Source organism: Streptomyces sp. URMC 127, from assembly GCF_051386535.1.
Taxonomy (GTDB): domain Bacteria; phylum Actinomycetota; class Actinomycetes; order Streptomycetales; family Streptomycetaceae; genus Streptomyces.
The window spans coordinates 1-4,150 of the sequence record NZ_JBPQTW010000346.1; the positions used below are offsets into that span (position 1 = coordinate 1).

Consider the following 4,150-nt stretch of genomic DNA (forward strand, 5'->3'; position numbering starts at 1 on the left):
CCCCGCGTCCGCCCCGTACCGCCCGCTGAGCGTCCCGCTGAAGCCCGCCACCGGCAGCCCCGTCAGGACGGCCCGCAGCTCCGGCCGCGCCGGATCCGCCGACCGGGCGAGGAGCCCCGCCAGGAACGCCGCCGAGACGCGGTCCGCCCGGTCCAGCCCGCTGCCGTCGGCGATCCGGGCGCCGCCGGACAGCGGCAGGCCGAGCTTCTCCAGGCGCGCCGTCACCGCCCGGGCCGCCCCCTCGAAGTCGGCCGGCTGCCCGGAGGCCAGCGCGGTCTGTCGGGCCAGCGCTTCGGCGATGTCGTTGTCGCTGTTGGTGAGCGTGCGCTCGACGAGCGCGGACAGCGGCGGCGAGGAGACCGAGGCGAGACGTTCCGCCTTGTCGCCGGCCCGCCCGGCCGCCGGGTCCCCGTCGACGTCCACGCCCGCGTCGCGCAGCATCCCGGCGAACTTCCGCGCCGCGTCCCCCGCCGGGTCCGCCGTACGGTCGGCGGGGCCGTGGTCGGAGTCGTCCAGCCGGCCCTCGTCCACCATCAGGGCGCTGACGGGCGCGATGTTCTCGTTGGGGCCGATGGGGTGCAGGGCGGGCCCGGAGTAGCGGGAGGCGTCGTAGGCGACCTTCACCCGGCCCTTGCCGCGCGCCTTGAGGGCGCGGGCGGCGGCGTCGGCCAGCTCCTTCAGGCTCGCGGCGGGCGGCGCGCCCTCCTTCGCGGGGCGGGCCGTGAGCGTCGGGTCCCCGCCGCCGACGAGCACGACGGTGTCACCGTCGGCGACGACGGTGGTATCGATCCGGTGATCCGGGCCCAGCGCGGCGAGCGCCGCCGCGGCCGTGGCCGTCTTGATCGTGGAGGCGGGGGTGTACGGCGTGTCCTGGCCGGCCCCGTACAGCTGCTGCCCGGTGGCGACGTCGACGACGGCCACCGACGTCTGCGGGCCCAGCGCGGCGTCCTTCAGCAGTCCCTCCAGGGCGCCCGCGAGGCCGTCCCGGGCGGGCAGCGGCGCCGTGGGGCGGCCGCCGAGGCCGCCGAGGCCCGCGAGGACGGGCGGTGCGGCCGGTCGTACGGGGCCGCCGTCGCCGCCGCGCTCCGCCTCCGGGACCGCCGCGGCCCGCGCCCGCTCGGCCCGGCGCTGGCCGCCCTCCCAGGGACCGGCCGCGCCCACGGCGCCGGCCGCCACGACGCAGCCGGCCAGCGCGGACACGGCGGCGAAGCGCACGGTCCGCGCCCGCGGCGATCCGCCCCGCAACGGCGGCGGCTGGGGCAGCCGCGGCCGGAGCGGCAGCCGCAGCCGCGGCCGCCACGACCTGGTCTCCGACACCACCGACCAGCCCCTTTCGCCAGCACACACCCTCGTGAGAGACACTTAATCACCAGACGTATGTGTTGATCATGGAGGAGCCACCCGTGGAGTTCGACGTCACCATCGAGATCCCGAAGGGTTCGCGGAACAAGTACGAGGTGGACCACGAGACCGGTCGCATCCGCCTGGACCGCCGTCTCTTCACCTCGACCAGCTACCCGGCGGACTACGGCTTCGTCGAGAACACCCTCGGTGAGGACGGCGACCCGCTGGACGCCCTCGTCATCCTGGACGAGCCGACCTTCCCGGGCTGCCTCATCAAGTGCCGCGCCATCGGCATGTTCCGCATGACCGACGAGGCGGGCGGCGACGACAAGCTGCTGTGCGTCCCGGCGAACGACCCGCGCATGGAGCACCTGCGCGACATCCACCACGTGTCGGAGTTCGACCGCCTGGAGATCCAGCACTTCTTCGAGGTCTACAAGGACCTGGAGCCGGGCAAGTCGGTCGAGGGCGCGGACTGGGTCGGCCGCGCGGAGGCCGAGGCGGAGATCGAGGCCTCGTACAAGCGCCTTGAGGCGGCGGGCGGCGCCCACCACTGAGCCTGCGGCTCGCTTTGCCCGGGGCCGGGCCCGTACACCACGTACGGGTCCCGGCCCCGCGCCGTTCCCCGGCCCGGCCAACCCCACCCGCCGCGGCGGCGCGCAACCACCACGGCGGAGACCGGCGGTGCCGTACGAGCCGAGGCAGGCCCGGCACCGCCGGGCACCTCCGCTGGGGCGCATCACCGTCGCGGCGGAGAGAGGCAGCCGGGCCACCCCGGAAGCTGGGCTCTGGCCCGCCCAAACCCCACCCGCCGCAGCGGCGCGCAACCACCACGGCGGAATCCGGCGGTGCCGTACGAGCCGAGGCAGGCCCGGCACCGCCGGACACGGCCGCTGGGGCCGAGCGCCGTCGCGGCGGAGAAAATCCGCGCACCCCGCGCAAGGCTTGCGCTAGAAGCCTCGCGTCCGCTTCGCCGCGCGGCGCCCCGCCGCCTCCCCCGGGACCTTGAGGAACATGCGGGCCATCTCGGACCCCAGGTTCACCCCGATCGCGATGGCCAGGGCGAGCGCCGCCGCCTTCGTCAGACTGGCGATCCCCGTGTTCAGCTCGTTCTTCGCGAAGTTCAGCAGCGCGAAGTACACCGCACTACCCGGCAGCAGCGGCCCGATCGCCGCCGTCACGTACGGCAACGCAGACGCGTACCGGTAGCGCGAGAGCAGCTGCCCGAAGAGGCCCACCAGCCCCGCGGAGATCGCCGTCGCCGGCACCGGGTCCAGCCCGGCGGTGTCGGCGAGCGCGCCGTAGACCACCCACGCGATCCCGCCGTTCAACGTCACCACCCACACAGAGTGACGTTCCTGCTGAAGCAGCAGCGCGAAGGCGAACGACAGCAGCATCGCCGCCACGATCTGCACCCCGGGCCGCTCGACACGCTCCAGCGCCGCCTCCGGGTTCAGCGTGGCCCCGCCGATGTGCACGCCCCCGTAGAGGACCATCAGCACGCCGCAGACGATGCCGGCGATCAGATACCCGACTTCCAGGAGCCGCGCCGCCGCGGTGATGTAGTAGCCCGTCAGGCCGTCCTGGACGCCCGCCACGAGCGCCCGCCCGGGGATCAGGGCGAACAGCCCACCGGTGATCACCGCGGACGCCTGGACGTCCACGTAGTCGTGGAGCGCGCTGAGCGCCACCCCCATCGCCGCCGGCGGCAGCGCGGCCGCCACGAACTGGTAGAACTCCGGCAGCCCGCGCCCCGACGCCAGCCACGCCAGCCGGTCGCCCAGCATCGCCCCGGCCGCGGCCGCGAGGAACACCACGAGCCCGCCGCCCACGAGCATGCTCGCCGCGCCGGCGAGCAGCCCGGAGGCCGCGGTCAGCGCCCACCCGGGGTACGGGTGGCGGTTGCGGCGTATCTCGGCGAGACGCCGGTACGCCTCCTCCAGCGTCAGCCCCTGCGACGTGACGTCGTGGACGAGCCGGAAGACCGCGTCCAGCCGCGTGTAGTCCGTGCCGCGCCGCCGCACCGTGCGGTTGGCGGTGACGGGGTCGTCGACGAGGGACGGCTGGTAGCTGACGGTCAGCAGCGTGAAGGTGACCGTCGGCTCGCAGCGGTGCAGCCCGTACGCGTGCGCGACGCCGAACATCGCCGCCTCCACGTCCTCCGCGCCCTCGCCGCCCGCGAGCAGCAGCTCGCCGATGCGGAGGGTCAGGTCGAGGACGCGCGGGACGGGCGGCCCCGGCTCGTCCTGCTTCGCGGCCCGCTCGGGCGCGGGCCGCTCCCCCACCGGCATGCGCAGCATGGTGCGCATGCGGTCCTGCCAGGGCGTGTCCTTGGTCAGACTGACCTTGGGCGCGCCGTGGGGCGGCGTGTAGCCCGGCAGCAGGTTGGTCTGCGTGATGCTGGAGTCCGGCGCGACGGCGCCCGCGGGAAGAGCGAAGGCCGAGCCTTCGGGCTCGCCGGGCGGCTCGGGCGCGATGCCCTCGGGGACGGCGAACTCGGAGGTCGGGTGCTCGTCCTCGGGCGGCGGCGGGAGGGGCACGCCGAGCGGTGGCGTGAAAGCGCTGCGCGCCTCGTCGGACTGCGGCTTGCGATCCTCCGGAGCGTCACCCCGCTGCCGCTCGGCCACCTCGTTCTCCTCGCAACGCCATGCTCGCCGGTCGTCCGGGCGGCCCCGCGGCCGTATCGCCGGAACGTCCCGCAGAGCTGTAGCCCTAGGGTCACAATGCCTGATCAGGGGTGCGTGTGCCCAGTGGGGTCGGCTCTATGCGGAATGGGAACGAGGGCGTGCGAGGGGGCGCGGGGGGG

General features: G+C 75.2%; 3 protein-coding genes. 1 reads left to right on the forward strand and 2 read right to left on the reverse strand.

Annotated elements, in window-relative coordinates:
* Positions 1-1,287: D-alanyl-D-alanine carboxypeptidase/D-alanyl-D-alanine-endopeptidase (locus ACSNOH_RS33620; protein ID WP_436725241.1), on the reverse strand; the 1,287-nt coding region annotated here is incomplete at its 3' end.
* A gap of 116 nt (positions 1,288-1,403) precedes the next feature.
* Here ACSNOH_RS33620 and ACSNOH_RS33625 point away from each other — a divergent pair.
* Positions 1,404-1,901 carry an inorganic diphosphatase gene (locus ACSNOH_RS33625; protein ID WP_030367366.1) on the forward strand — a complete coding sequence of 166 codons (498 nt, stop codon included), beginning with the start codon at positions 1,404-1,406 and terminating at the stop codon, positions 1,899-1,901.
* A gap of 393 nt (positions 1,902-2,294) precedes the next feature.
* Here the strand turns inward: ACSNOH_RS33625 and ACSNOH_RS33630 are convergent, their stop codons facing one another.
* On the reverse strand, positions 2,295-3,971 hold the full coding sequence (locus ACSNOH_RS33630) for a threonine/serine ThrE exporter family protein (protein WP_436725240.1): 1,677 nt from the start codon (positions 3,969-3,971) through the stop codon (positions 2,295-2,297).
* Between the last annotated feature and the right edge of the window lie 179 nt (positions 3,972-4,150).